The following is a 26508-nucleotide window of genomic DNA, read 5'->3' as shown; positions in this document are numbered from 1 at the left end:
CTGCCGGGCCGCCGGTGTTGCCCCCGGCAGGGGGTTGGCGAAGCGACACGAAGTGCGCGAAGCCTGGGGGCGAGCTACACCCCTCCCCAGACTTCCTGTGCGACTTCGACCACGAGACGCAGCTTGGCGCGCTGTGCCTCGACGGCGATGTTGTTGCCGTGCACCGTGCTGGAGAAACCGCACTGCGGCGACAGCGCCAGCTGGTCGAGCGACACGTACTTGGCGGCGGCTTCGATGCGGCTCTTGAGCTCGTCCTTGTCTTCCATCTCGCCGAACTTGGTGGTCACCAGGCCCAGCACGACCGTCTTGCCCTTGGGCAGGAAGCGCAGCGGGCGGAAGTCGCCGGAGCGGGCATCGTCGTATTCGAGGAAGTAGGCGTCGAGGTCCATCTCCTTGAGCAGCGCCTCGGCCACCGGCTCGTAGTTGCCGGCCGCGGCGTGGGTGCTCTTGAAATTGCCGCGACACAGGTGCATCGCGAGCGTCATGCCGGCGGGCTTCTGCGCCACGACCTTGTTGATGAAGGCGGCGTAGCGGTGCGGCAGCTCGTTGGGGTCGTCACCGCGCTGGCGGGCGGCTTCGCGCATCTTCTCGTCGCAGAGATAGGCGAGGTTGGTGTCGTCCATCTGCACGTAGGTGCAGCCGGCTTCGGCCAGCGAGCGCAGCTCGTCGCCGTAGGCCTTGGCGACGTCGTCATAGAAGGTCGGGTCGAGCTCGGGGTAGGCCTCCTTGCTGATGCCGGCGCGGCCGCCGCGGAAGTGCAGCATCGTGGGCGAGGGGATGGTGACCTTGGGCGTGTTGCCCGCCGACACCTGGCTCTTGAGGTACTGGAAGTCCGCGAGCTGGATGTTCTTGGCGTGGCGGACCTTGTCGATCACGCGCATGACGGGCGGCGCCAGTTCTTCGGTGCCGTCGGGCTTGCGGATGGTGACTGGAATGTCGGTCTTCACACCGCCGAGTTGCTCGAGGAAGTCGATGTGGAAGTAGGTCCGGCGGAATTCGCCGTCGGTGATGCTCTTCAGGCCCACGTCTTCCTGGAACTTGACGATCTCGGTGATGGCCTTGTCTTCGACCTTGCGAAGCTGCTCGGGCGTGATCTCGCCCTTGGCTTTTTGCTCTCGGGCTTCGAGCAGGTATTGGGGGCGCAGAAAGCTGCCGACGTGGTCGTAGCGGGCAGGCAGGGCGGCGTGCTGGGACATGGGTTGGCTCCGTCGAATCTGGAAAAGAACGGTCGATCGTATCCGCTCAGGATGGCCCTGCAGTGGATACAGTTAGGCTGGTGTTTACCCTGAATATGGGCGGAAAGACTGGATTTTATGGCGTCTCTGTATACAGTGCGTATCCATGAATGCCTCCACGAGTCCATTTCCGTTGAATGCCTGGTACGCCGCGGCGTATGACGTCGAAGTCAAGCACGCACTGCTGGCGCGCACGATCTGCAACCAGAAGCTGGTGCTCTACCGGCGGACCGACGGCCAGGTCGCTGCGCTGGAAGACGCCTGCTGGCACCGCCTGATGCCCTTGTCGCTCGGCCGGCTGGAAGGCGACGAACTCGTTTGCGGCTACCACGGCCTCGTCTACAACAGCCAGGGGCGCTGCACCTTCATGCCGAGCCAGGAGACGCTGAATCCTTCGGCCTGCGTGCGCTCTTACCCGGTGGTCGAGAAGCATCGCTTCGTCTGGGTTTGGCCGGGCGATCCCGCCAAGGCCGATCCGGCGCTGGTGCCCGACATGCATTGGAACGATGACCCCGAATGGGCCGGCGACGGCAAGATGATCCGCGTGGCCTGCGACTACCGGCTGGTCGTCGACAACCTGATGGACCTGACGCACGAGACCTTCGTGCATGGCTCGTCGATCGGCAATCGTGCCGTGGCCGAGGCGCCGTTCGTCGCGACGCATGGCGACCGCTCGGCCACCGTCACGCGCTGGATGGAGGACATCGACGCGCCGCCGTTCTGGGCCGGGCAGATCCACCACGCGCACGGCTACCGGGGCAAGGTCGATCGCTGGCAGATCATTCGCTTCGAGGGGCCCTGCACGGTCAACATCGACGTCGGCGTGGCCGAGGCGGGCAGCGGTGCCGTGCCGCGCAACGGCCTGCCCGGCGACCGCAGCAAGGGTGTCAACGGCTTCGTGCTCAACACCATCACGCCGGAGACCGACAAGACCTGCCTCTATTTCTGGGCCTTCGCGCGCAACTACTGCATCGGCGAGCAACGCCTCACGCACGAACTGCGCGAGGGCGTGGCCGGCATCTTCCGGGAAGACGAGGTGGTGCTCGAAGCCCAGCAGCGCGCCATCGACGAGCGACCCGACTACAGCTTCTACAACCTCAACATCGACGCCGGCGCGATGTGGGCGCGGAGGCTCATCGACCAGATGGTTGCGCGCGAAAAGCCGCGCTCGCCGACCATTCCGATCCAGCCGGCCGCGACGGAGCGCGCGTGAGCGCCGTCACGACGCCTGCCGTGGCGGACCCCGTCGAGGCGGGGGGCTCCCAGTCGGTCAAGGCGCAACTGCGGCTGCGCGAGATGGTGCTGGCCGGCGAGCTGCCCGGCGGCGCGCGCATTGCCGAGGTTGCGATCTCTGAGCTCCTGGGCGTCTCGCGTACGCCGGTGCGCAGCGCGCTCATGCGGCTCGAACAGGAAGGCTTGCTCGAAGCCTTGCCCAATGGCGGCTACGCCGTTCGCACCTTTTCCGAGCGCGACGTGGCCGATGCGATCGAGCTGCGCGGCACGCTCGAAGGCCTCTCGGCGCGGCTCGCGGCCGAGCGGGGCGCACCGCCCGTGGTGTTGCGCGAGGCGCGCGCCTGCCTGAAGCGCATCGACGAACTGTTGCGCGACCCGGCCCTCGACGACGCGGCGTTCTCGCGCTACGTCGCGTTCAACGAAGAGTTCCATCGGCTCCTGTCCGAAATGGCGGGGAGCCCGTTGATCGCGCAGCAGATGGAGCGGGTAATCAACCTGCCTTTCGCGTCGCCCTCCGGCTTCGTCGTCGTGCAGGCGAACTCGCCCGCTGCGCGCGACATGCTCCTGATCGCGCAGGACCAGCACGGACAGGTGCTCGATGCGATCGAGAACCGCGAAGGCTCGCGCGCCGAGGCGCTGATGCGCGAGCACAGCCGCATCGCCCAGCGCAATCTCCGCGAAGCGCTGCACGGCGCGCAGAACCACCCCCTGCCGGGCGTGCAGCTCATCCGCCGCCGGGCCTGAAGACATTCCAAGATGAAAAGCGATATCCACTGGATGCCTGCGCGCATCACCGCCTGCCGCGACCTCACGGCGACGGTGCGCGAGTTCGAGATCACGCCCGAGTCGGGCATCGCGGCGGAGCATGAACCCGGCGCCCATCTGCAGGTCCAGGTCCTGGTCGGCGAGCCGGGTTCGGGGCGCATGCAGACCCGCTCGTATTCCGTGGTGGGCGCTCCTGACGGACGTGCGTGGCGCATCGCCGTGAAGCGGCTGGACGACGGTCGCGGTGGCTCGCGCGCGATGTGGCGCCTGGCGCCCGGGGACCGCCTGCTGGTCAGCGAGCCCCAGAGCCACTTCGGTCTGGACCTCACCGCGCCTGGCTACCTGCTGGTGGCGGGCGGTATCGGCATCACGCCGCTGGTCTACATGACGCAGCGCCTCGCCGAGTTGGCGCAACGCCGCGACGTCGGGGTGCGCATGCTTTATGGCGCTCGCAGCGAGGAGGAGCTGGCCTATCTGCCAGCCCTCCACGAAGCGATGGGCCAGTCTTCCAGCACCAGCATCCAGGCCTTCACCGGCAGTGCGCCCATCGATTTCGCATCCGAGATCGCGCAACTGCCGCCCGGTGGCCAGCTCTACACCTGCGGGCCGGTGCCGATGCTCGAAGCCGTCAAGCGCGCATGGGCGACGGCCGGACGGGCACAGGCCGACCTTCGCTTCGAGACCTTCGGCAGCAGCGGCCGGCTCGCGGCGCAGGCCTTCGAAGTTCGAATTCCGCGCCACGACATGGCGATCACGGTGCCGGCCGGCAGCACGCTGCTCGAGGCGCTGGAAGGCGCTGGCGTGCAGACCCTCTGGGACTGCCGGCGCGGCGAGTGCGGCCTGTGCGCCATGGACGTGCTCGCCATCGACGGCGAGATCGATCACCGCGACGTCTTCCTGAGCGAACACGAGAAGCAGTCCGGCCACAAGATCTGCGCTTGTGTCTCGCGCGCGGTCGGCACGATCACCCTCGATTCGGCATGGCGGCCGGAAAGTCCATGAGGTCGCGCAAGCTTTGCGCGATGATCGCGCAGCCTATTTGCTGATCGCGCAGAAATCCGCTGCGTGGCCGACGCGCTAGGTGTTTGCCGGCGCCCCGGTTCGCTTGCATCTGGTCACAATATCCCCCGTTCCAGCATCTATCCAAGAAGGAGAGCTTTATGCTTCGTCGCCATCTCGTCCAGGCTGCCAGCCTGACCGCCATTGCGCTGGCCATTCCCCTGGCTCACGCCGCCGATACGTTCAAGATCGGCCTGATCCTGCCGATGACCGGTCAGCAGGCTTCCACGGGGCGCCAGATCGAAGCGGCGGCGCGTCTGTACATGGCGCAGAACGGCGACACCGTGGCGGGCAAGAAGATCGAGCTGATCGTCAAGGACGACACCGCGCTGCCCGACGTCACCAAGCGCCTGGCGCAGGAGCTGGTGGTCAACGACAAGGTCAACGTGCTTGCCGGCTTCGGCGTGACGCCGGCTGCGTTGGCGGCGGCGCCCATTGCCACGCAATCCAAGACGCCGCTGGTCGTGATGGCCGCAGCCACCTCCAGCATCACGCAGGCCTCGCCATACATCGTCCGCTCCAGCTTCACGCTGCCGCAGGTGTCGGTCGCGATGGGCGACTGGGCGCCGAAGAACGGCATCAAGTCCGTCGTGACGCTGGTCAGCGACTATGGCCCCGGCAACGATGCCGAGAAGTTCTTCAAGGAGCGCTTCGAGCTCAACGGCGGCAAGGTGCTCGATTCGCTGCGCGTGCCCCTGCGCAACCCGGACTTCGCGCCCTTCCTGCAGAAGGTGCGCGATGCCAAGCCCGATGCGCTGTTCGTCTTCGTTCCCTCCGGCGCAGGCGCTGCGGTGATGAAGCAGTTCCTGGAGCGCGGCATGGACAAGGCCGGCATCAAGATGATCGCCACCGGCGACGTGACGGATGACGACCAGCTCAACGACATGGGTGACGGCGCGCTCGGCGTGGTCACTTCGCACCACTACTCGGCGGCGCATCCGTCGGCGGCGAACAAGAAGTTCGTCGAAGCCTTCCAGAAGGCCAACAAGGGCATGCGCCCCAACTTCATGGCCGTCGGCGGCTACGACGGCATGCGCGTGATCTACGAAGCCCTCAAGGCCACCAAGGGCCAGGGCGGCGGCGACGCGCTGCTCGCGGCGATGAAGGGCCAGGTCTTCGAAAGCCCGCGCGGCGAAGTGCTGATCGACGCGCAAACGCGCGACATCACGCAGGACGTGTACCTGCGCAAGGTCGAGAAGAAGGACGGCCAGCTCTACAACGTCGAGTTCGACGTGATCAAGGGCGTCAAGGACCCCGGCAAGGCGAAGTAACCAGACCAAGGGTTCCGGACAGCAGTATGTTGACCATTCTTTTTGACGGCATTGCCTACGGCATGCTGCTGTTCGTGCTCGCGGTCGGGCTTGCCGTGACGCTGGGGCTGATGAACTTCATCAACCTCGCGCACGGCGCTTTTGCCATGGCGGGCGGCTACCTGACCGTGTTCGCGATGCAGAAGCTGGGCGTGCCGTTTCTCGTCTGCCTGCCGCTCGCGTTCATCCTCGTCGGTTTGCTGGGGGCGCTGCTCGAACGCACGCTGTACCGGCCGATGTATGGCAAGCCGCACCTGGACCAGGTGCTGTTCTCGATCGGACTGGCGTTCATGGCGGTGGCCGGGGTCGACTATTTCGTCGGCTCGTCGCAGCAGAACATCCACTTGCCCGAATGGCTGCGCGGCCGCACCGAGATCGGCGACGGCGCGTTCCTGCTCGGCATGGGGCACTACCGGATCTTCATCATCGTGCTGTGCGCGCTGCTGACGGTGGTGCTGCAACTGATTCTTTCGAAGACGCGTTTCGGCAGCCGGCTGCGCGCCGCGGTAGACGATCCGCGCGTGGCGGCGGGGCTGGGCATCAACGTGAACGTAGTGTTCCTGCTGACCTTCGCGGTCGGCTCGGGGCTGGCGGGTCTGGGCGGGGCGCTGGGCGCCGAGATCCTGGGGCTGGATCCGACTTTCCCGCTCAAGTACATGATCTATTTCCTCATCGTGGTGTCCGTCGGAGGCACTTCGTCGATCACCGGGCCGCTCCTGGCCGCGCTGCTGCTCGGCATCGCCGATGTCGCCGGCAAGTATTTCATTCCGAAGATGGGCGCCTTCACGGTCTACCTGCTGATGATCCTGATCCTGATGTGGCGGCCGCAAGGCCTGTTCACGCGCAAGGGAGGGAAGTGATGGACTTTCAGCAACCTTTGCTGCGCAAGGCGCGCTGGCGCCCCTGGGAGTACGCGATCTGGGCCGTGGCCTTCGTGCTGCCGCTGCTGATGCCCTCGCACGCCTTGATGATCAACGAGATCGCGATCGTCGCGCTGTTCGCTATGTCGCTCGACCTCATCCTGGGCTACACCGGGATCGTGTCGCTCGGGCACGCGGCATTCTTCGGTTTCGGTGCCTACACGGCTGCGCTGTTCGCCAAGCTGGTGATGCCGGACCCGACAGTGGGGCTCGTGGTGGCGATCGTGCTGTGCGCCGCGCTGGGCGCCGTCGCCAGCGTCACCATCCTGCGCGGCACCGACCTGACGCGGCTCATGGTCACGCTCGGCACGGCGCTGCTGCTGCTCGAACTCGCGAACAAGCTCGACTGGCTCACCGGCGGCGCGGATGGCCTGCAAGGCGTCGTGATGGGCCCGGTGCTCGGTCTCTTCGACTTCGACCTGTACGGTCGCACGGCGGCCTGGTATTCGCTCTCGGTGGTGTTGCTGCTGTTCCTGCTGATGCGGCGGCTGGTGCATTCGCCCTTTGGCGCAACGCTCAAGGCGGTGCGCGACAACCGCTTGCGGGCGATGGCGATCGGCATTCCGGTCGTGTCGCGGCTGGCCGTGATCTACACGGTGGCCGCAGCGATCGCCGGCGCCGCCGGCGCGCTGCTCGCACAGACTACCGGGTTTGCCTCGCTCGACGTGCTGGCCTTCGACCGTTCGGCCGACGTGCTGCTGATGCTGGTCATCGGCGGCGTGGGCTGGCTCTACGGCGGCATCGCCGGCGCCATCGTGTTCAAGCTGCTGCAGGACACGCTTTCGACGGTCACGCCGCAGTACTGGATGTTCTGGATCGGCCTGATCCTGGTGCTGCTGGTGCTGGTCGGGCGTGACCGGTTGCTCCGGCCGTGGACCTGGTTCGGGGCGCGCGGGGGAGCCAAGCCGTGAGCGATACCGTGAACGACATCGTCCTGTCGGCGACCGGCCTGGTGATGCGCTTCGGCGGCATCACGGCCACCAACAACGTCTCGCTGAACCTGCGGCGTGGCGCGCGCCATGCGCTGATCGGCCCCAACGGCGCCGGCAAGACCACGCTGATCAACCTGCTGACCGGCGTACTCACGCCCACCGAGGGCCGCATCGTGCTCGAAGGCGAGGACATCACCCGCCTCGCGCCGCATCGGCGGGTGGCGCGCGGCATGGTCCGCACCTTCCAGATCAACCAGCTTTTCGACTCGATGACGCCGCTGGAAACGCTGGCGCTGGTCGTTTCGCAGCACACGGGGCTGGGCGGGCAGTGGTGGAAGCCGCTGGGTTCGTCGAAGCAGGTCGCCGAGCGGGCGGGGCAGTTGCTCGAGCAGTTCCGGCTGGCCGACGTCGCGCAGCAGCAGACGCGGCAGCTGGCCTACGGCAAGCGCCGCCTGCTGGAAATCGCCATCGCGCTGGCGTGCGAGCCGCGCGTGCTGTTGCTCGACGAGCCCGTGGCCGGCGTGCCGGCGGGCGAGCGCGAGGAGTTGCTGGAAACCGTCGCGGCGCTGCCGGCCGATGTGTCGGTGCTGCTGATCGAGCACGACATGGATCTGGTGTTCAGCTTCGCCGACCGCATGACCGTGCTGGTCAACGGCACGCTCCTGACCGAGGGCGACCCCGACGCGATCGCCAACGACCCGAAAGTGAAAGAGGTCTACCTGGGCCATGGAGCCGCGCATGTCTGAACTGTTGCGCATCGAAAACCTGAGCGCGGGCTATGGCGAAGCCGTGGTGCTGCACGACATCTCGCTCGCCCTCGGCCAAGGCCAGACCCTGGCGCTGCTGGGCCGCAACGGCACCGGCAAGACGACGCTCATCAACACGCTGGCCGGCGCGACGCGCCAGCACGGCGGCACCATCACGCTGGGTGGCGTGGCGCTGCACAAGCTGTCGCCGCACCAGCGCGCCGCCGCAGGCATCGGCTGGGTGCCGCAGGAGCGCAACATCTTCAAGTCGCTCACCGTGCACGAGAACCTCACGGCCGTGGAACGCCCCGGCAAGTGGAATCCGCAGAGGGTCTACGAGATGTTCCCGCGGCTTTCGGAGCGAAAGGGCAACCTGGGCACGCAGTTGTCGGGCGGGGAGCAACAGATGCTCGCCGTCGGGCGGGCGCTGGTGGTCAACCCGACCCTGCTGCTGCTCGACGAGCCGCTCGAAGGCCTGGCGCCGATCATCGTGGAAGAGCTGCTGCGCGCCATCCGCCGGATTACTCGCGACGAGGGGCTTGCCGCCATCGTCGTCGAGCAGCACCCGCAAGCGATCCTGGCGATCTCGGACGAGGCCGTCGTGCTGGACCACGGCACCGTGGTGCATGCCGACCATGCGTCGACGCTCGGCGCGCAGCCTGAGGTGCTGGAGCGTCTGCTGGGCGTCAAGCGCTGAGGACTACCCGCGAGACTTCTTCACGCCTAAACTGGCCGGCTGGCCTGAAAGGAGTGAAGAACCATGGCGTCCATTCGACAGGAGATCCGGGTGGCGGCGAGCGCCGATCAGATCTGGGATGCTCTTCGCGATGTCGGCGAGATCCATCACCGGCTGGTCCCGGGCTTCGTGACCGACTGCAAGCTGGAAGGCGACGCGCGCATCGTCACCTTCGCCAACGGATTGGTGGCGCGCGAGGTCATCATCGACGTCGATGACGAGGCTCGACGCGTGGTGTGGTCTGCAACCGGCGACCGGCTGACGCATCACAACGCATCACTGCAGGTTTTCGCCGAAGACGCCGGGCACAGCCAACTCGTCTGGATCGCCGATCTGCTGCCCAACAGCCTGAAGGAGCCGATCAGCGCCATGATCGAGCAGGGCATGCAAGCAATGAAGAAGACCCTGGAAAAGTAGCCTCGGGGTGCTTCAATACCCCACCGTGAAGCGCTGGCGCGAGTGTTCGGGGGCCTCGACCTCGTCGGCCAGTGCGATGGCATAGTCTTCCATCGAAATCCAGCTCTTGCCATTGGCATCGCTCAGCAGGCTGTCGCCACCGACGCGGAACTTGCCGGTGCGTTCACCGGGCGCAAAGAGGGCGGAAGGCGAGAGGAAGGTCCAGTCGAGTTCCTTTTCGGCACGCAGCGCCTTGAGCATCGCGCCGCCGGCCTGTGCCTCCGGCTTGTAGGCGTCGGGAAATTCGGGCGTGTCGAGCAAGGCCTTGCCCGGTGCGACTTCGAGACTGCCGGCGCCACCGACGATCAGCAGACGCGGCACGCCGGCTTGTTTGGCAGCCGCGACAAGCGTGGCGGCGTCCGCCCCACCGGCGAACCGCGTCGCGCTGATCACGACGTCGTGACCGCGCAGCACCGGAACCAATGCGTCCACGGATGTCGAATCGGCCGCCTTCAGCGTCAGGCTCAGGCGCGGCCCGGTCCCTTCGATCTTGCGTGCGATGCCAGTGATGGTGTGGCCGCGTTGCAGCAGCTCATTGGCGATGCGGGAGCCTGCGCGGCCGGTGATGCCGAGGATGGCGATCTTGCTCATGGCGTGTTCCTTGTGGTGAGTGGATGAAGAAAGTGTTCAGCGTGGGATCAGCGTTTCGAGGTGCGCAGCCCAGGCTTCCGGCTGGCCCAGGAAGCGCCCGATGTCCAGCGAGGTGAGTCCGCCATCAGCCGTTTGGAGCGCGAAGGTCGGAAAGCCTCGCCCGCCTGCGCGCGCCAACCATGCGCGGCTGTCGGCGATGTGGCGCTGCGTCGGCTCGCCGGCGAGATAGTCGAACGCTTCCGTGAAAGCTGTCGGGACGAGGCCGATCTCCGCCGCGAGCGCGCGCAGCACGGCCGTGTCGGCGATGCGGCGGCCCTCGACGTAGTGGGCGCGTTGCAGGCGGTGGAGCATCTCCAGTCCTTTGCCGGCATCGGCGTGGGCCGCCAGCACGGCGGTCAGCGGCGGGGCGGAATCCAGCATCGCGCCGCCGTCGTTCAGCAGGCCATCGAAATACGCGGCGCCGAAGGGCTGGCCGCTGAGCTGGGCGATGCGGCGGTCGTGCGGCATCACGTAGTCCCGCCATTCGGGCGTGATCGCGCGGCGGTTCGCGCCGGTCATCATGCCGCCGCCATGGAGGTCGATGGCCAGGCCGGGAACTGCATACGCCGCCTGGACCAGCGGCGCTGCGGCATAGCACCAGCCGCAGAGCGGATCGAAGACATAGTGAAGGGTGGCGCTTCGCGGGATCGGATTCGTTGCTGTCATGTCCGTGATCGTATGTTTCTTGATCCGATCAAAAAACACCGTAGCATGCAAATGTTTGTTGCTTGGATCGATCGAATATGGACCGCATCACCGCCGCCGAAGTGTTCGTATGCATCGCCGAACGCGCGAGCATGACCAGCGCCGCCGAAGCGCTCGACATGTCGCGCGCCATGGTCACGCGCTATCTGGCGCAGATGGAGCAATGGGCGGGTGCACGCCTCCTGCACCGGACGACCCGCCGCCTGAGCCTGACCGAGGCTGGCGAGGAAACGCTCGCCCGGTGTCGCCGCATGCTCGAAGTGGCCGGCGAGATGGCGGTGACGCCCAGCGCCGAAGCGGACGTGCCCCGCGGCCTGCTGCGCGTGGCTTGCGCGCAGTCGCTCGCCCAGGATGTGCTGGCCCCGGCGGTTGCGGAGTACCTGCGGCGCTATCCGTTGGCCGCGATCGACCTGCACATCGACTCGCGGCCGGTGAACCTCGTCGAGGAGCGGATCGATCTCGCCATCCGGATCACCAACGATCTCGATCCGAACCTGATCGCGCGGCCGCTGGGCCATTGCGCGTCCGTCGTCTGCGCATCGCCGGCTTACCTGGCGGCCCATGGCACGCCGCGCAGCGTGCACGATCTCGCGACGCACAACTGCCTGACCTATTCGTACTTCGGCAAGAGCCTGTGGCAGTTCGACCAGGAGGGAGAGCGTCTGTCGGTGCCCGTCAGCGGCACTCTCAGCGCGAACGAATCGCAGGTGCTGCTTGCGGCGGCAATCGAAGGCGCGGGCATCGCGATGCAGCCGGTGTATTCGGCGGGCGCGCCCATCGCGGAAGGCCGGCTCGTCGAGCTGCTGCCGGGCGTGGTGCCGTTGGGGCTGGGCGTGTACGGGCTCTATGGCTCCCGCCGTCAGATGCCGACATCCCTGCGTGTGCTGCTCGACTTCCTGGTGGAGCGATTTGCCGATGCTCGGCACTGGCCGGCGGGCGCCGCCGAAGCGACGGGCCTCAAGCCTGCGGCTCGACCGCGCGATACAGCGCGCGCACGAAATCGGACTGCGTGATCATCCCCGTGAGCCGCCGCTCGCCATCGATGATGGGGATGTGATGGTGCCCGCCCTCGGAAAACAGCGGCACCAGTTCGACCATCGGCCGGTCTTCGCTGGCCACGCGCACCTGGCGCGTCATGATCTGGCCGACGACCTCGGGTTTGTTCGAGATCACTGTGCGCGTCGCGCGGATGAAGTCGCGCAGCCGGCCGCCCAGGCCCTCGTGGTGTTGCAAGTCGATGTGCCGGAAGAAGTCGGCTTGCGTGACGATGCCGACCACCCGCCGGGTGCGGTCGGTTACCGGGAGCGCCTTGATGCGCCGCTCGTGCATCAGCGACCACGCTTCCTGCAGCGGTGTGCCGAATTCGACCGTCACCGGCTGGCGCGACATGATGTCGACGCAGCGCACGGTGCCGAGCCGGCGGTGCCACGACTCCATCTCGGTCTGCCGGATCAGCGACTCCAGGTCGTCGCGGCTGATGTCGAGCACCTGGTTGTAGCGCGCGAGCACTGCATCGATGTCGGCGGAGCTGAAACGCGTATCGCCGGGAGTCGCCTGGCGCTGCGCGATCTGGACGTGCGGGTAGCGCCGGCCCGTGAGGCTGTTGTAGAGCACGCCGGCGAGCACCAGCAGCAGCGAATCAGTCAGGACCGGCGAGATGGCGAAGGGGAACGCCGAGGTGTGCGTCAGCACGGTCAGCAACGCGACCGCGCCGCCCGGAGGGTGCAGGCAGCGCAGGGAGAACATGAGTCCGATGGCCAATGCCGTCGCGACCGCGCCGAGCCACCAGGCATCGGGCAGCCACCGGACGCACGCCACGCCGACCAGCGCCGCGAGGGTGTTGCCGCCAATCACCGGCCAGGGTTGCGCCAGTGGGCTGGCGGGTAGCGCGAACACCAGCACCGCGCTGGCGCCCAATGGCGCGATCAGCCAGTTGCCGCTGGCCGAAGGTCCGGCCAGAAGCTCGCAGATCAATGCCGTGAACAGCAGCCCCAGCGCGGCGCCGCCGACGGCGCGCAGGCGTTCCCGTCCATCGACGACGGTGGGGCCCGGAATCCAGGCGCGTGCAAAAGTCGTGAGAGTGTCGAACCGCATCGTCGTCAGGCCGCTTCGCCGGCGACCAGGCGCCCGATCTCGGGCCACCGCCCGTGGAGCCAGACCCAGGCGACCAGTCCGATGCTCAGCATCAGGATGGAGGTCGTCGCCAGCGCCAGCGTCGAATGCATTACCAGCGGCGCGATCACGCCTGCAACGATGCCGTTGGCGGTCGAGCCGATCACCGCCTGCAGCGAGGAGGCCATGCCGCGTCGTTCGGGATGCAGGTCGAGCACGAGCAAGGTCACCACCGGCACCATCAGCGCCCAGCCGAAGGCGAACACGGCCAGCGGCCACAGCGCCCACGCCGCGTGAGGCGTGAAGAGGGCGTTGGCCACCACGTTGACGAGCGAGGTTGCCAGCATGATCACGAAGCCGTCGCGAATCTGCCGCTTCGGTGCGACCTTGCCAGCCATGCGTCCGCTCGCCCAGGCGCCGGCCATGATGCCGCCGATGGTCAGCAGGAAGAACCAGAAGAACTGCGTCGGCGCCAGCGCGAGGTGCTCACCCAGAAAGGCGGGTGCGGCCAGCACGTAGAGGAACATTCCGTTGAAGGGCACGCCGCTCGCCAGTGCGAGCAGCAGAAAGCGCGGGTCGGAGCACAGATCCCAGTAGCCGCGCATCAGGTGCTTCACCTCGAAGGGCTGCCGCTGGTCGCGGTGCAGCGTTTCGGGCAGAAGCTTGTAGTTGGCCGCGAACAGCACCACGCCCACCGCCACGAGGAACCAGAAGATGCTGTGCCAGCCCAGGTGCACGAAGAGAAATCCACCCACGATCGGGGCGATCGCAGGCGCGATGCCGAAATAGATGGTGACCTGGCTCATCACCTTCTGGGCCTCGGCCGGCGGGAACATGTCGCGGATCACCGCACGCGAAACCACGATGCCGGCGCCGGTCGACAGCCCCTGCAGGGCGCGGAACAGCACGAGTTGGCCGATGGTCTGCGACAGCGCGCACCCCAGCGACGCAATGGTGAACACCGCCAGGCCCCACAGCACCACCGGCCTTCGGCCGAAGCTGTCCGACAGCGCGCCATGGAACAGGTTCATGAATGCAAACCCGAACAGGTAGGCCGAAAGCGTCTGCTGCATCTCGACGGGCGTGGCGCCGATCGACTGCGCAATGCCTGAAAACGCCGGGATGTAGGTGTCGATGGAGAAGGGCCCGAGCATGCCCAGCACCGCCAGCAGCACGGCCAGCGCCCAGCGCGGGGCCAGCCAGAGTTTGTCGGCATCCGGGTTCATGCGGCTTCTCCTGTCTCCAATAAAAAGAGCGCCTCGCGGGCGCCCTTGTTTCTTCTCCCCCCTCGGGAAACACCGCGGAACCGGCTCTGCCGGGCCGCTGGTGTTGCCCCCTGCAAGGGGGTGCCCGAGCCACACGAAGTGGGCGAGGCTGGGGGTGTGCTTGGTTACAGTGTATCGATGAAGCTGCGCAGCTTGTCAGACCGGCTCGGATGCTTGAGCTTGCGCAGCGCCTTCGCTTCGATCTGGCGGATGCGTTCGCGCGTCACGTCGAACTGCTTGCCGACTTCTTCCAGCGTGTGGTCGGTCGACATCTCGATACCGAAGCGCATGCGCAGCACCTTGGCTTCGCGCGGCGTGAGGCTGTCGAGGATGTCCTTGACCACGTCGCGCAGGCCGGCCTGCATCGCGGCCTCGATCGGGGCCGTGTTGCTGCTGTCCTCGATGAAGTCGCCCAGATGCGAATCGTCGTCGTCGCCGATGGGGGTTTCCATCGAGATCGGCTCCTTCGCGATCTTCATGATCTTGCGGATCTTGTCTTCCGGGATCTCCATCTTCGCGGCCAGGATGCCGGCGTCGGGCTCGAAACCGAACTCCTGCAGATGCTGGCGGCTGATGCGGTTCATCTTGTTGATGGTCTCGATCATGTGCACCGGGATGCGGATGGTGCGCGCCTGGTCGGCGATCGAGCGGGTGATCGCCTGGCGGATCCACCACGTCGCATAGGTCGAGAACTTGTAGCCGCGACGGTATTCGAACTTGTCGACCGCCTTCATCAGGCCGATGTTGCCTTCCTGGATCAGGTCCAGGAACTGCAAGCCGCGGTTGGTGTACTTCTTGGCGATGGAGATCACGAGGCGCAGGTTGGCCTCGATCATTTCCTTCTTGGCGTCACGCGAAGACGATTCGCCTTCGTTCATGCGCTTGTTGATGTCCTTGAGCTCGGCGAGCGGTACCACCACGCGTGACTGGATGTCGGCGAGGCGCTGCTGCAGTTCCTGCACCGGCGGAATGTTGCGCGCGAGCACGGCGCTCCAGGGCTTGCCGGCGGCGGCCTGTTTCTCGACCCACTTGAGGTTGAGCAGGTTGGACGCGACGCGGTTGCCGTTCTTGTCGTAGCCGCTGAAGTCGCGGATGAACTCTTCCTGCGGAAAGCCGCACTTGTCCACGATGATGCGGCGCAGCTCGCGCTCCTTCTTGCGGACGTCGTCGACCTGCGTGCGCACCAGGTCGCACAGCTTCTCGATCGTGCGGGCCGTGAAACGGATGGTCATCAGCTCTTCGGAAAGGGAGTGCTGGGCCTTCTGGTAAGCCGGCGTGCCGTAGCCTTCCTTGTCGTAGATCTTGTGGACCTTCTCGAACATCACGGCGATGCGGTCGAAGCGCTCCAGCGCGTCGCGCTTGAGTTCCTCGAGCTTCTTGGTCAGCGCCTTGGAGCCGCCCTTGCCGTCGTCGTCGTCTTCCTCGTCGAATTCGTCGAAGTCTTCTTCGGCCACGTAGTCGTCGGCCTCGTTCGGGTTCGAGAAGCCGTCGACGATGGTCGAGATGACGACCTTGCCTTCACGGATTTCCTGGCCGAGGCGCAGGATCTCGGCGATGGTGGCCGGCGAAGCCGAGATGGCTTCCATCATGGCCATCAGGCCGCCTTCGATGCGCTTGGCGATTTCGATTTCGCCTTCGCGCGTCAGCAGCTCGACCGTGCCCATTTCGCGCATGTACATGCGCACGGGGTCGGTGGTACGGCCGAATTCGCTGTCCACCGTGGAGAGGGCGGCTTCCGCTTCTTCCTCGGCTTCCTCGACCGTGGTGGCGGTCGGGGCGGTGTTGTTCAGGAGCAGGGTTTCCGCGTCGGGGGTCTGCTCGTAGACGGCCACGCCCATGTCGTTGAGCATGGTGACCACGACTTCCATGGTCTCGGCATCGACCAGCTTGTCGGGCAAGTGGTCGGAAATTTCGCCGTGCGTCAGGTAGCCGCGGGTCTTGCCCAGCGTGATCAGGGTCTTCAGGCGCGAGCGGCGCTTGGCCAGGTCTTCCTCGGACAGGACGGTCTCGTCCAGGCCGAATTCCTTCATCAAGGCGCGTTCCTTCGCCTTGCTGATCTTCATGCGCAGCGGCTTGACCTTTTCCTCGGTCGTCGTTGCTGCCGGCTCGTCACCGACCAGCTCGTCCTCGATGTCCGACAGGTCGACGTCGCTCGAGGCGGCCTCGTTGCCGGCCTTGGGCTTGCGGCCGCGCTTGGCGCCTCCGGCTGCGGCGGGCGCACCGGCTGCTTTGGGAGGACGGCCAACCTTCTTGGCGGCGGGTTTCAGGGTTTCGTCGGCGGTGGTCGATTTCGTGGGCACGGTTTTCACTTTCGTTGCGGCGGACGCCTTGGACGCGGCGGCACCCGTCTTGGTTGCCGGCAGGGCGGCGACCTTGGACGGTTTCTTGACTGCAGCAGGCTTCTTGGCAGCGGACACGGCAGGCTTCTTTGAACTGGGCATACGACCTCAATACAACAAGATGGACCAAGCGGAATCACACGCGCCACAAACCCGGCGCAGGCAGGAGCACAAACACTGAGGCCAAGAGGACACAAGTCCTCGAAGAGCCGTCAAAAGGCAAGATGTCGGGCGAACATTTGGTGTGCAGTCCTTGCGGTGTATTGACCCGTTTCCCTTTGGGAAGTGCATTGCGCATGGGGTCGGCCCGGAGGTGCTGCTGTCGCTCTTGCCTGTTTTCGCGTCTAGCGAAGCCTTACATTATAGCGCGCTGCGTAATTTTCAAGCAGTGTTTGAACTGGGATTGAGGCGATTTCGCAACTCCAGCCGCCGCGCTTCCAGCGCCTTGTAGCGCTCCAGAGCCCGTGGATCGCTCCCTACGGCCGCGATCGCCTCGCTTTGCTGGATCTTGAGCAGGTCGTCCAGCATGTAGTCGAGCAGGTTGCGCAGTTCCCGGGCCGAATCGGCCGCCTGTTCGCCCTCGGCGTCGCCGATGGGGCCGCCGTCGGGGCCCGTCATGACGCGCAGGGACATTGCCTCGAAGGACATACCCCGCATGCCCTCGCGCAGGGCCGCCCAGGGCTGCACCCCGTGCTCGTGCGATTGGCTGTCGAGCCAGGCGAAGAGCTGGCCGTGCTCGCCCGGCAGGTCGCACAGCAGGGCGTGCAACTCGTGGGAGAGGCGTTCCCATTCCGCCATGTTCGACAGGATCAGCCTCGCAGCCACGTCGGGGCGGCTGGTTGGCAGCTTCCGGCCGCCGGGTGGCGGAAGTGGAGGAGAGGGCTTGCGCCAGGACTTGAAACGCCGCTTCTCGGACGAAGGCGAAGCCGAAGGACGGGGGAAATCATCGACCCATTCGACGCGTTCGCTCCGGTCATTCCAGTCGTTCCAGTCGCTCTCGGAGCGCGCCGGGGCCGTGGGCGCAGCTGCCGGTGCGCGTGGCGCGGCCGGGGCCCATAGCTCGCCCAGTTCCTGGCTGCTCAGCTGGACAAGGGTGGCGATCTCGCTCAGGAGCTGGCGCTTGAGCGCGCCTTCCGGCAGGGCGCTCCACAGCGGACGGGCGTTGCTGGCCATGTGGGCGCGGCCCTCCGCCGTTCCGAGGTCGCAGCCGTCGCGGGCGGCTTCGATCATGAAGCGGCTGAGTGGCGTCGCCTCGTTGACGAAACGTGCAAACGCGTCGGCGCCGAACTCGCGGATGAAGCTGTCCGGGTCGTGCTCCGAAGGCAGGAACAGGAACTTGATGCTGCGCACGTCCGTGGCGTAGGCCAGGGCGCCGTCGAGCGCCTTGCGCGCGGCGCGCCGGCCTGCGGCGTCGCCGTCGAAGCTGAAGACGACGGATTCGGTGAAGCGGAAAAGCTTCTGCACGTGCTCCGGCGTGCAAGCGGTACCCAGTGTCGCGACGGCGTTCGGGAAGCCCAGCTGCGCCAGCGCCACCACGTCCATATAGCCCTCGGTCACGAGGGCGTAGCCGCGGTCGCGGAACGCAGCCCGGGCCTCGTAGAGCCCGTAGAGCTCGCGTCCCTTGCTGAAGACAGGGGTTTCAGGCGAGTTGAGGTACTTGGGCTTTTCGTCCCCCAGCACCCGCCCGCCGAAACCGATGCATTCGCCCTTGACGTTGCGGATCGGGAACATCACGCGGTCGCGGAAGCGGTCGTAGCGCTTGCCGTCCCCGTTGTCGTCGGCCTCGCCGACGATCACCAGCCCGCTTTCGGCCAGCAGGGGGTCGTCGTAGTCGGGAAACACGCTCGCCAGCGTGCGCCAGCCTGCCGGCGCGTAGCCGATGCCGAACTGCCGGGCGATTTCACCCGAAACGCCGCGCCTCTTCAGGTAGCCGATCGCGCCCTGCGATTGGCGCAGGTGCTTCCGGTAGGCCTCGCCGGCCTTTTCCAGCACCTCGGAGAGCGTCGCCTGCTTCTGGCGCTGCCCGGCGGCGCGGGCCCGTTCTTCGGGCGAGGCGTCGTCCTCCGGCACCTGCATGCCGTACTGGCCGGCCAGGTCGTGCACGGCCTCGACAAAGCCCATGCCGGCGTGCTCCATCAGGAAGCCGATCGCGTTCCCATGCACGCCGCAGCCGAAGCAGTGATAGAACTGCTTGGTCGGACTGACCGAGAACGAGGGTGACTTCTCCCCATGGAATGGGCACAGGCCCATGAAATTGGCGCCCGCCTTCTTGAGCTGAACGTAGCGGCCGACGATTTCCACCACGTCGGCACGTGCGATCAGTTCCTGGATGAATGAAGCGGGGATGGTCATGGAGGCGGAGAGCGGCAGATGATACGCAAGCCATCAACACACCGCCGGCCACCGGCATACTCCCCTTCCCGAAGCCGACGCATGATCCGACGAAACATCACCCATGCAGTGCCTCTGCTGCGCCACCCGCTGAGATTCATGTGGGAGGCGCTCAAGGGTTTCAAGGCCAACCAGGGCCTGCTGCTCGCCGGCGCGGTCGCCTATTACGCGCTGCTGTCGATCGTGCCGCTCTTGATCGTGAGCGTGATCGCGCTGTCGCGCTTCATCGAGCAGGCGGCGCTGCTGCGTGCGGTCGGGCGCTACCTGGAGTGGCTGCTGCCGGGCCAGTCGCTGGCGATCATCGCCGAGCTTTCGAACTTCCTGACCCACGCGGACGTGCTCGGTCCGGTGCTGCTGGTCACGATGATCTTTTTCAGTTCGCTGGCTTTCACGGTGCTCGAAAGCGCGATGGCCGTGATCTTCCACCATCGCAAGGCGGATCACTCGCGGCATTTCCTGATCTCCGTGGTGATGCCGTATATCTACATCCTGTGCCTGTGCATCGGGCTGCTGCTGGTCACGCTGGTGTCGGGCGCCCTCCAGGTGATCGGCGAGGAAAGCATCGAACTCCTCGGCCGCAGCTGGCCGCTCTCCGGCGTGTCGGGCGTGCTGCTCTACCTGCTCGGGCTCGCCGGCGAGATCTTCATGCTGACGTCGCTCTACCTGGTGATGCCCGTGGGCCGGCTCCGGCTGCGCCATGCATTGCTGGGCGGGGTCACCGCGGCGCTGCTGTGGGAAGTCACGCGCCGGGTGCTGGTGCTCTACTTTGCGACGCTCTCCCAGGTCAACGTGGTCTACGGCTCGTTGACGACCGCCATCGTCGTGCTGCTCAGCCTGGAGATCGCGGCCACGCTCGTGCTTTTCGGCGCCCAGGTGATCGCCCAGTACGAGCGCCTGGAACGCACCGGCAGCGTGACCCCGCTCGACGACACCGAGGGAGCCCTCGGAAGCGTCAGCGCGGCGCCAGCCGAATCGCGCCGTCGAGTCGGATCACCTCGCCGTTGAGCATGTCGTTCTCGATGATGTGCTTGGCCAGCTTGGCGTAGTCCTCCGGCGTGCCGAGGCGCGAAGGAAACGGGACGCTGGCAGCCAGCGCGTCCTGCACCTCCTGAGGCATCCCGAAGAGCATGGGCGTGCCGAAGATGCCCGGGGCGATCGTCATGTTGCGAATGCCATTGCGCGCCAGGTCGCGCGCGATCGGCAGCGTCATCCCGACGACGCCACCCTTCGAGGCGCTGTACGCGGCCTGGCCGATTTGCCCGTCGTAGGCTGCCACCGAGGCCGTTGAGATCAGCACCCCGCGCTCGCCGGTCGCCTCGGGCTCATTCTTGCTCATGGCGTCGGCCGCGAGGCGAATCATGTTGAAGCTGCCAATGAGATTCACGGTGACCGTCTTGCTGAACACCGCCAGCGCATGCGGCCCGGTCTTCCCGACGGTCTTCTCGGCCGGCGCAATGCCGGCGCAATTGACCAGTCCCATCAGCTTCCCCAGCTTCAGGGCAGCAGCCACGGCGGCCTGACCGTCCGCCTCCTGGCTCACGTCGCACTTGACGAAGACGCCGCCGATCTCCTTGGCAACCGCCTCGCCCTTGTCGGCCTGCATGTCCGCAATGACCACCTTGCCGCCATTCGCCGCAAGCATCCGCGCCGTGCCCTCGCCGAGCCCCGAAGCGCCGCCGGTGACGATGAAAACCTTCCCGTCGATCTGCATGAATAGTCTCCTGAACGTATGAACACCAGATTATTCCCGCCTTCCACCAACGGCCGGCAAAGCCAGGCCCGTTCGTGAACACCGCGGAACCGGCTCCGCCGGTCCGCCGGTGTTGCCCCCGGCAGGGGGAAGGCGAAGTGACACGAAGTGCACGCAGCCTGGGGGCGAGCAAAAAAAAGACCCAGTCCGAAGGACTGGGCCCCTGAATTGGATCCCGAAGGACCCAAGGAGACAATCAGCGCCCGCTGGATGCGGGCTTGAAGATGGTTCAGCGCTTGCGCGTGGCGGTTTGGGCCGTGCTCTTGGCAGCGTTGACAGCAGTGGTCTGCACAGCCTGGAAGTTGGCTTCGGCGACGTCGGAAGCTTGCTTGACAGCCTTTTGCACCGATTCGAATGCGTTGTTGGCAGCAGCCACGGCGCTCTTCATCACGGCGACGGCGGTTTCCGAACCGGCGGGTGCGTTCTTGGCAGCGCTGTCGACCAGGCCGACGAAGGCTTGCTGGGCTTCAGCGGCCTTCACTTCGAAAGCCTTGGTGAACTCGGCGCCGGTGCCTTGGGCGATGTCATACAGGTGACGGCTGTAGGCAGCGGTCTTTTCAGCCAGGGGCTGGTACAGGCTGGCTTGCAGCGTGAGCAGTTCTTGCGCATCCTTGACGCTCAGCAGCGCTTGCGTCGTGCCGGCGGCTTCGGTCAGAGCGGCCTTGGAGGCGGTCACGTTCAGCTCGACGAGCTTCTCAACGCCTTCGAAAGCCTTGGTGGTCAGGCCGAACAGGGTTTCGAGGTTGGCTTTTTGAGCAGAAATCAGTTGGTCAGCGGTCAGGGCCATGTGGGAACTCCAGTTAGAAAGAAAAGGGGGATTCACAGTGAGCTGCCTCTGAACTTTTGTTGCGGTGCAGCATGGCCTCAAGTATAGGCAGCTTCAATTTCAAAACAAGATTTTTCTGGTGCACTGCAGCAATTTAGAACGCGCTTTCTAAATGGACCCTGACAATGTTTCCGATGCGTGCGTTTTATTCCGGCCAGTTCGTTCTGCCCCTCCCGACCGGACATCGTTTCCCCATGGGGCGGTACGTCCTGCTTCGTGACCAGCTTGAACAGCACTTGCCGGAAGTCCAGATGTTCGAGGCGCCGCGTGCCAGCGACGGCGAATTGGCCCTGGTCCATACCCCGCAATGGATCGCGTCCATCAGCGACGGCAGCGTGAGCCCCGAGGCCATGCGTGAGATCGGTTTTCCGTGGAGCGAAGCGATGGTCGAGCGTTCCCGCCGGTCGACCGGCGCCACCATTGCCGCCTGCCGTACGGCAATGGGAGAAGGCGTATCGGCCAACATGGCCGGCGGCACCCACCACGCCAGCGCGGGGAAGGGCGGCGGCTTTTGCGTCTTCAACGATGCCGCGGTCGCCGCGAGGCTCATGCAGGCCGAACAGGGCCGGCGAGGGCGTATTCCGTTGCACGTCGCCGTGATCGACCTGGATGTGCACCAGGGCAACGGCACCGCCAGCATCTTCCGCAACGATGCCAGCGTGTTCACGTTGTCGATGCACGGCCAGAAGAACTTTCCGTTCCGCAAGGAAGCCAGCGATCTCGACGTCGAGCTGCCTGACGGCTGTGGCGACGACGACTACCTTGCCGCGCTCGAACATGCGCTGGACGAGCTGGACCGCCGGTTCTCGCCCGGCCTGGTCATCTATCTCGCCGGGGCCGATCCCTTCGAGCGCGATCGGCTCGGCCGCCTCAAGCTGAGCTTCGACGGCCTGGAGGCGCGCGACCGGCGCGTCTTCGATTTCGCCTGGCAGCGGCGCATCCCGTTGGCTTTCGCCATGGCTGGCGGCTATGCGAGCGACATCGCCGAGACGGTGCAGGTGCAACTGGGCACTTTCAGGGTCGCCTGCGAATACTGGCGGCGCTGGCAAAATGCCGCGCCATGAGTGCCCGACCATCCCCCGAACTCCGCAGCAGCTACCGCGCCTTTCGCAGCATCCCCACGCGCTGGGCGGACAACGACATGTACGGGCATGTCAACAATGTCGTCTATTACGGCTGGTTCGATACGGCCGTCAACGCGCTGCTGATCGAGCGCGGAGCGCTGGATATCCATCACGGCACGACGATCGGTTTCGTCGTGGAGACGCAGTGCAACTACTTCGCGCCTCTCGCGTTCCCGCAGACGGTGGAGGCGGGGATCCGGGTGGCGTATGCCGGCAGTTCCAGCGTGCGCTATGAGATCGCCCTGTTTGCCGAAGGCGCCGAGACCGCTGCAGCGCAAGGACATTTCGTCCACGTGTATGTGGACAGGGAGACCCAGCGGCCGGTCCGGTTGCCGGCAGCGCTTCAGGCGGTGCTCGACGACCTGCGCGTCTGAGGCACAAGAAAAACGGCGCCCGCAGGCGCCGTTGACGATCGCTGGCCGGCCCCGGGGGCCGACGGGTCTGATCAACCCTTCGTCTTCATCGCCTTGATTTCGGCCTTGCCCTTGGCTTCGTCAGCCTTGGCTTGCTTTTCGCAGGCGTTCTTGGCATCGCCCTTCAGGTCGTCGCACTTTTCCTTGGCGACTTCGTAGTTGGCCTTTACCTGTTCTTCCTTTACGTTGCGAGCATGGCTTTCGCTGGGCTTGTATTGCTGTTCGAGTTCAGCCTTGGCAACGTTTTCCTTGCCCTTGGCTTCCTTGTCGCAGACGTCCTTGGCGTTGTCCTTCAGCGTGTCGCACTTCGCCTTGTCGACCTTGTAGTCGGCTTCGATCTTTTCCTTGGCGACCTTGTATTCGTCGCTGGTCATCGCGCTGGCTTGGCCTGCGATAAGGCAAGTGGATGCGATGGCGATCATGAGCAGATGTTTTTTCATGGCGTTTCCCTCTGGAGTTGTGAAATCGGTTGGTGGGCGGATGGACTGATACGACGTCGGATCAGACGCGTTCCATCCAAATGGCAGCAGGTGTGCGACCGTCACGGCTTTCCCAGTCCGCAACCTGCTTTTCAGCTTCGTCGCGGCTGATGCCATGGCGTTCCTGGATGCGGCCCAGGAGTTGGTCGCGCTTGCCGGCGATGACGTCGAAGTCGTCGTCGGTGAGCTTGCCCCATTGCTCCTTGATCTTGCCCTTGAACTGTTTCCAGTTGCCTTCGACGGTGTCCTTGTTCATCACGTATCTCCTTCAGATCAGGTTTCGTCGCCGGCCTGAACTTGTGCTGGCCGGCGTGAAGACACTGTCGCGTCAAGGCATTGGCCACACGGTAGGACGCCCGGGGAACGGGTCGTAGGCACATGCCGACGCAGCCCGTGATAATCGAACGCACATCGAACCCGGAGACTGCGTCCCGCACCATGATCATTCACAGCCTGCTCGATACCGACCTCTACAAGTTCACGATGATGCAGGTGGTGCTGCATCACTTTCCGGGCGCGCGCGTCGAGTACCGCTTCAAGTGCCGCAATCCCGGCATCGACCTGGCCCAGTTCGCCGGCCAGATCCGGGAAGAGGTGCGCCATTTGTGTTCGCTGCAGTTCAAGGATGCGGAGCTGAGCTATCTGCGCACGATGCGTTTCATCAAGAGCGACTTCGTCGATTTCCTCGGTCTGTTCCGCCTCAACGAGAAGTACATCAACATCATCCCCAAGGCCTCGGGTGAACTCGAGATCCGCATCGAGGGACCGTGGCTGCACACCATCCTGTTCGAGATTCCGGTTCTGGCGATCGTCAACGAGGTGTACTTTCGCAATACCCGTCCCAACCCGGACATGGCCGAAGGCCGCCGCCGGCTCGACACCAAGATTGTGGAGCTGCAGCGCGAGGGTCTCGCCGACCTCAAGATCGCCGACTACGGCACGCGCCGCCGCTTCTCCAAGGACTGGCACGAAGAAGTCCTGCGCACGCTTGCCACGCGCCTCGGTGCGGTGACCGCGCCCGGCCATCCGAATGCGCTGGCCAAACTGCCGCAATTCGCGGGCACCAGCAACGTGCTGTATGCGATGAAGCTGGGATTGATTCCCTTGGGCACCATGGCGCACGAATATCTGCAGGCCTGCCAGGCGCTGGGGCCGCGGCTGCGCGACAGCCAGATCTTCGGCTTCGAGTCGTGGGCGCGGGAGTACCGCGGCGACCTGGGTATTGCGCTGTCGGACGTCTACGGCATGACGGCTTTCCTGCGCGACTTCGACTTGTACTTCTGCAAGCTGTTCGACGGCGCCCGCCACGACAGCGGCGATCCCTTCCAGTGGGGCGAGCGCATGCTGGCCCACTACATCGCCAACCGGGTCGATCCGCGGACGAAGACACTGATCTTCAGCGACGGCCTGACGGTGCCCAAGACCATCGAGCTCTACCAGCAATTCCGCGGCCGCTGCCAGCTGGCTTTCGGCATCGGGACCAACCTCACCAACGACCTGGGCTACGAGCCCCTGCAGATCGTGATCAAGATGATCCGCTGCAACGACCAGCCGGTGGCCAAGCTGTCGGACACGCCGTCCAAGAACATGTGTGAAGACGAAAGGTATCTGGCCTACCTGCGCCAGGTGTTCGAGATCGCCCAGCCTGTCGCATGACAGCCTGGCCGTCGACAAGAGCCTTGCGTGTGCTGGCAGCGGGCGCGCTGCCGATGATGGTCCCGGCCATGGCCTTCGCGGCCGATCTCGACGGGAGTCGCCTTTCGCCGCTGTGGGGCGCGCCCTTTGCGGGCCTCCTGTTGTCGATCGCGTTGATGCCGCTGCTGATGCCGTCTTTCTGGCACCACCATTACGGCAAGGTCGCAGCGGCTTGGGCGCTGGCCTTCCTGTTGCCCTTTGCGGCGATCTACGGCGCTTCGCTGGCGGGGGCCCAGCTGGTTCACGCGCTGCTGGCTGAATACATCCCGTTCATCATCCTGCTGGGGGCGCTGTTTGCGGTGGCAGGGGGCATCCACATTCGCGGCAACCTGAGAGGGTCGCCCAGGCTCAACACCGCGATCCTCGCCATTGGCGCGGTACTGGCGAGCCTCATGGGCACCACAGGCGCGTCCATGCTGCTCATCCGGCCTCTGATCCGGGCGAACGACAACCGCAAGCACCAGGTGCATGTGGTCGTGTTCTTCATCTTCATCGTTTCGAATGTCGGCGGCTCGCTGACGCCGCTGGGCGATCCGCCGCTGTTTCTCGGTTTCCTGAAAGGCGTCGAATTCTTCTGGACCGCGAGGAACATCCTGCCGGACACCTTGTTCGTCGTCGGTGCGCTGCTGGCCATCTTCTATGCGCTCGATGCCTTCTATTACCGCAACGAAGGTGTGCAGCGCTTCGACCCGACACCTGATACAGCCTCGATCGGCTTCGACGGTGCCGTGAATTTCTGGCTACTGGGGGGCATCTTGTTCTTCGTGCTGCTGAGCGGCATCTGGAAGTCGCCCGCAAGCTTCGACATCCACGGCACCGTGGTCGGGTTGCCGGGCATCGTGCGCGATGTGGCGCTGGTCGCGATCACGCTCCTCTCCCTCAAGATCACCGCGCCCAAGGTCCACAAGGCCAACCAGTTCGGCTGGGAGCCGATGGTGGAGGTCGCCAAGCTGTTTGCCGGAATCTTCCTGACGATCGTTCCGGTGATCGCGATGCTCAAGGCGGGTGCGCAGGGGCCGTTCGGCGCCATTGTTTCGGCCGTGACGCGTCCCGACGGCCAGCCCGATCCCGCCATGTACTTCTGGGCCACCGGGATCCTGAGCTCCTTCCTCGACAATGCACCGACCTACCTGGTGTTCTTCAATACTGCCGGCGGCGATCCGCAGGCGCTGATGACCACCTACGCGACGACGCTGGCGGCGATTTCGGCCGGCGCCGTGTTCATGGGCGCCAATACCTACATAGGCAACGCGCCCAATCTGATGGTCAAGGCCATCGCTGAAAGCCGCGGTGTGCGCATGCCGAGCTTTTTCGGCTACATGCTGTGGTCGGGCGTCATCCTGATGCCGCTGTTCATCATTGCCACCTTCATCTTCTTCCGTTGATC

Annotated in this window: 26 protein-coding genes; 15 read left to right on the top strand and 11 right to left on the bottom strand. The window is 65.4% G+C overall.

Features of this window, described 5'->3' with window-relative positions; translation table 11 throughout:
- Positions 1-74 precede the first annotated feature (74 nt).
- Positions 75-1196 (bottom strand): 5-methyltetrahydropteroyltriglutamate--homocysteine S-methyltransferase, encoded by a 1122-nt coding sequence (locus tag QTH90_RS07480; protein ID WP_286663838.1) that lies wholly within the window; start codon positions 1194-1196, stop codon positions 75-77.
- Between the two features lie 145 nt (positions 1197-1341).
- Here QTH90_RS07480 and QTH90_RS07475 point away from each other — a divergent pair, with 145 nt between their 5' ends.
- The 9 genes from QTH90_RS07475 (at position 1342) to QTH90_RS07435 (ending at position 9353) form a co-directional block, all read left to right on the top strand.
- Positions 1342-2448: an aromatic ring-hydroxylating dioxygenase subunit alpha gene (locus tag QTH90_RS07475; RefSeq protein WP_286663837.1), complete on the top strand. Its 1107-nt coding sequence runs from the start codon at positions 1342-1344 to the stop codon at positions 2446-2448.
- Positions 2445-3212: a GntR family transcriptional regulator gene (locus QTH90_RS07470; protein WP_286663836.1), complete on the top strand. Its 768-nt coding sequence runs from the start codon at positions 2445-2447 to the stop codon at positions 3210-3212. Before QTH90_RS07475 ends, QTH90_RS07470 begins: the two co-directional genes overlap by 4 nt.
- 12 nt (positions 3213-3224) lie before the next feature.
- Positions 3225-4235, top strand: a complete 1011-nt coding sequence (locus QTH90_RS07465) for a PDR/VanB family oxidoreductase (protein WP_286663835.1) — start codon at positions 3225-3227, stop codon at positions 4233-4235.
- Positions 4236-4393: 158 nt separating this feature from the next.
- Positions 4394-5563 (top strand): ABC transporter substrate-binding protein, encoded by a 1170-nt coding sequence (locus QTH90_RS07460; RefSeq protein WP_286663834.1) that lies wholly within the window; start codon positions 4394-4396, stop codon positions 5561-5563.
- A gap of 26 nt (positions 5564-5589) precedes the next feature.
- Entirely contained in the window at positions 5590-6462 is an 873-nt protein-coding gene (locus QTH90_RS07455; RefSeq protein ID WP_286568648.1) for a branched-chain amino acid ABC transporter permease, read from the top strand.
- Entirely contained in the window at positions 6462-7433 is a 972-nt protein-coding gene (locus QTH90_RS07450) for a branched-chain amino acid ABC transporter permease (protein WP_286663833.1), read from the top strand. Before QTH90_RS07455 ends, QTH90_RS07450 begins: the two co-directional genes overlap by 1 nt.
- 8 nt (positions 7434-7441) lie before the next feature.
- Positions 7442-8200, top strand: coding sequence for an ABC transporter ATP-binding protein (locus QTH90_RS07445; protein WP_286664493.1), 759 nt, complete (start codon positions 7442-7444; stop codon positions 8198-8200).
- Positions 8193-8897, top strand: coding sequence for an ABC transporter ATP-binding protein (locus QTH90_RS07440; protein WP_286663832.1), 705 nt, complete (start codon positions 8193-8195; stop codon positions 8895-8897). Before QTH90_RS07445 ends, QTH90_RS07440 begins: the two co-directional genes overlap by 8 nt.
- Before the next feature lie 63 nt (positions 8898-8960).
- Positions 8961-9353, top strand: a complete 393-nt coding sequence (locus QTH90_RS07435; protein WP_286663831.1) for an SRPBCC family protein — start codon at positions 8961-8963, stop codon at positions 9351-9353.
- Positions 9354-9365: 12 nt separating this feature from the next.
- Here QTH90_RS07435 and QTH90_RS07430 read toward each other — a convergent pair whose 3' ends face one another.
- Both QTH90_RS07430 and QTH90_RS07425 read right to left on the bottom strand, forming a co-directional pair.
- The gene (locus QTH90_RS07430; RefSeq protein WP_286663830.1) at positions 9366-9983 is read right to left on the bottom strand and encodes an NAD(P)-dependent oxidoreductase; all 618 of its coding nucleotides are present in this window, start codon (positions 9981-9983) and stop codon (positions 9366-9368) included.
- Between the two features lie 36 nt (positions 9984-10019).
- On the bottom strand, positions 10020-10688 hold the full coding sequence (locus QTH90_RS07425) for a DsbA family protein (protein WP_286663829.1): 669 nt from the start codon (positions 10686-10688) through the stop codon (positions 10020-10022).
- Between the two features lie 77 nt (positions 10689-10765).
- Between QTH90_RS07425 and QTH90_RS07420 the strand changes: the two genes are divergently transcribed.
- Positions 10766-11740, top strand: coding sequence for a LysR family transcriptional regulator (locus QTH90_RS07420; protein ID WP_286663828.1), 975 nt, complete (start codon positions 10766-10768; stop codon positions 11738-11740).
- On the opposite strand, the gene QTH90_RS07415 is transcribed toward QTH90_RS07420, so the two are convergent.
- The 4 genes from QTH90_RS07415 to dnaG form a co-directional block, all read right to left on the bottom strand.
- Positions 11685-12821, bottom strand: a complete 1137-nt coding sequence (locus QTH90_RS07415) for an HPP family protein (RefSeq protein WP_286663827.1) — start codon at positions 12819-12821, stop codon at positions 11685-11687. The genes QTH90_RS07420 and QTH90_RS07415 overlap by 56 nt on opposite strands.
- Positions 12822-12826: 5 nt before the next feature.
- Positions 12827-14065 (bottom strand): multidrug effflux MFS transporter, encoded by a 1239-nt coding sequence (locus tag QTH90_RS07410; RefSeq protein WP_286663826.1) that lies wholly within the window; start codon positions 14063-14065, stop codon positions 12827-12829.
- Positions 14066-14229: 164 nt separating this feature from the next.
- Complete coding sequence (rpoD, locus tag QTH90_RS07405) at positions 14230-16545, bottom strand: RNA polymerase sigma factor RpoD (protein WP_286663825.1); 2316 nt, start codon at positions 16543-16545, stop codon at positions 14230-14232.
- 279 nt (positions 16546-16824) lie between these two features.
- The gene (gene dnaG, locus QTH90_RS07400; protein ID WP_286663824.1) at positions 16825-18795 is read right to left on the bottom strand and encodes a DNA primase; all 1971 of its coding nucleotides are present in this window, start codon (positions 18793-18795) and stop codon (positions 16825-16827) included.
- Between the two features lie 81 nt (positions 18796-18876).
- On the opposite strand from dnaG, the gene QTH90_RS07395 reads away from it, so the two are divergent.
- Entirely contained in the window at positions 18877-19839 is a 963-nt protein-coding gene (locus QTH90_RS07395) for a YihY/virulence factor BrkB family protein (RefSeq protein WP_286663823.1), read from the top strand.
- Here the strand turns inward: QTH90_RS07395 and QTH90_RS07390 are convergent.
- Both QTH90_RS07390 and QTH90_RS07385 read right to left on the bottom strand, forming a co-directional pair.
- Positions 19787-20545, bottom strand: a complete 759-nt coding sequence (locus tag QTH90_RS07390) for a 3-hydroxyacyl-CoA dehydrogenase (protein ID WP_286663822.1) — start codon at positions 20543-20545, stop codon at positions 19787-19789. The two genes, QTH90_RS07395 and QTH90_RS07390, sit on opposite strands and share 53 nt — an antisense overlap.
- A 268-nt stretch (positions 20546-20813) precedes the next feature.
- Positions 20814-21371, bottom strand: a complete 558-nt coding sequence (locus QTH90_RS07385; protein ID WP_286663821.1) for a phasin family protein — start codon at positions 21369-21371, stop codon at positions 20814-20816.
- 173 nt (positions 21372-21544) lie between these two features.
- On the opposite strand from QTH90_RS07385, the gene QTH90_RS07380 reads away from it, so the two are divergent.
- Together QTH90_RS07380 and QTH90_RS07375 are read left to right on the top strand one after the other, a co-directional pair.
- Complete coding sequence (locus QTH90_RS07380) at positions 21545-22474, top strand: histone deacetylase family protein (protein WP_286664492.1); 930 nt, start codon at positions 21545-21547, stop codon at positions 22472-22474.
- Complete coding sequence (locus QTH90_RS07375) at positions 22471-22908, top strand: acyl-CoA thioesterase (protein ID WP_286663820.1); 438 nt, start codon at positions 22471-22473, stop codon at positions 22906-22908. Before QTH90_RS07380 ends, QTH90_RS07375 begins: the two co-directional genes overlap by 4 nt.
- Positions 22909-22979: 71 nt before the next feature.
- Here QTH90_RS07375 and QTH90_RS07370 read toward each other — a convergent pair whose 3' ends face one another.
- Positions 22980-23387 (bottom strand): hypothetical protein, encoded by a 408-nt coding sequence (locus tag QTH90_RS07370; RefSeq protein ID WP_286663819.1) that lies wholly within the window; start codon positions 23385-23387, stop codon positions 22980-22982.
- Positions 23388-23448: 61 nt separating this feature from the next.
- Positions 23449-23682, bottom strand: a complete 234-nt coding sequence (locus QTH90_RS07365; protein ID WP_286507397.1) for a CsbD family protein — start codon at positions 23680-23682, stop codon at positions 23449-23451.
- 182 nt (positions 23683-23864) lie between these two features.
- Here QTH90_RS07365 and pncB point away from each other — a divergent pair, with 182 nt between their 5' ends.
- Together pncB and QTH90_RS07355 are read left to right on the top strand one after the other, a co-directional pair.
- Positions 23865-25082 carry a nicotinate phosphoribosyltransferase gene (pncB, locus tag QTH90_RS07360; protein ID WP_286663818.1) on the top strand — a complete coding sequence of 406 codons (1218 nt, stop codon included), beginning with the start codon at positions 23865-23867 and terminating at the stop codon, positions 25080-25082.
- Complete coding sequence (locus tag QTH90_RS07355; RefSeq protein WP_444814686.1) at positions 25079-26506, top strand: sodium:proton antiporter; 1428 nt, start codon at positions 25079-25081, stop codon at positions 26504-26506. Before pncB ends, QTH90_RS07355 begins: the two co-directional genes overlap by 4 nt.
- Positions 26507-26508: the final 2 nt, after the last annotated feature.

The sequence above is a fragment of the Variovorax flavidus genome (genome assembly GCF_030317145.1).
Lineage (GTDB): Bacteria > Pseudomonadota > Gammaproteobacteria > Burkholderiales > Burkholderiaceae_C > Variovorax > Variovorax flavidus.
The sequence above is the reverse complement of the archived record's forward strand: the minus strand, read 5'-3'. Positions and strand labels throughout refer to the sequence as shown.